The 859-nt window shown below is 61.9% G+C and carries 1 pseudogene; it reads right to left on the minus strand.

Going from position 1 to position 859, the window contains the following annotated elements:
* Positions 1 to 79: 79 nt before the first annotated feature.
* Positions 80 to 712 (minus strand): annotated as a pseudogene (locus K7W03_RS27525) (transposase); the annotation flags it as partial.
* Positions 713 to 859 lie beyond the last annotated feature (147 nt).

Consider the following 859-nt stretch of genomic DNA (forward strand, 5'->3'; position numbering starts at 1 on the left):
CCCGGCACCATGAACCCGCCGCGACAATCTGTTCTCATCCTGATAGTCGCTGACCTCTCACCCAGATCGTCGCGCTATAGTCGACCGGCTTGAACGCCTTGGGATCGGCGCCTTCCTTCACCTTGGCCTTGGTGTACTTGACGCTCCAGCGCGCGTCGCGATCCTTCTGGCGGAGCTTGGCGGGTTTTACTTGACAGGCCTCGGGAACGCACCCCTCCTTGATCGCCATCTTCTCCACTTCGGTATTCCGTTGTTTCGGCGCCGGCACGACCGTGGCATCGATGATTTGGCCGCCCATGGCCAGATAACCCCGATCGGTCAGCGCGGCATCGAAGCGGGCGAACAGCCGGTCGATCGCCCTGGCCTTCACGAGGCGCTCGCGGAACAGCCATACCGTCGTCGCATCCGGCACCGTGCCGTCGAGCCCAAGGCCCAGGAACCGCTGAAACGACAGCCGATCCTTGATCTGAAACTCGGTTGCCTCGTCTGACAACGAGTACAGTGCCTGCAGAACCAGGATCTTGAACATCAGCACAGGGTCGAACGGCAGACGTCCGCCCTTGGCGCGCGGGGCGCGTCGCAGGGCGGCGACCAGCGGTCAACGGAAAACCTCGAAGTCAACGACGGCCGCCAACCGCTCCAGCGGATCGCCCGCTGCACTCAGCGCCTCGTACTGGTTCGAAAGATCAAAGAAACCCGGCTGTCCCGCCATTACCGCCTCCGCTGTCGCGCAATGGCAGTGAATCAGTTCAGGCCGCTATGCACCAGAGGTTTTTCGAGATGCGGTCATTGGGTGCGATTCGCCCCATATTGAGCATCCCCTATCGAGGAGGAAAGCCATGACTGCCTATGCCGCGCT

This window comes from Sphingobium sp. PNB (genome assembly GCF_019873065.1).
Lineage (GTDB): Bacteria > Pseudomonadota > Alphaproteobacteria > Sphingomonadales > Sphingomonadaceae > Sphingobium > Sphingobium fuliginis.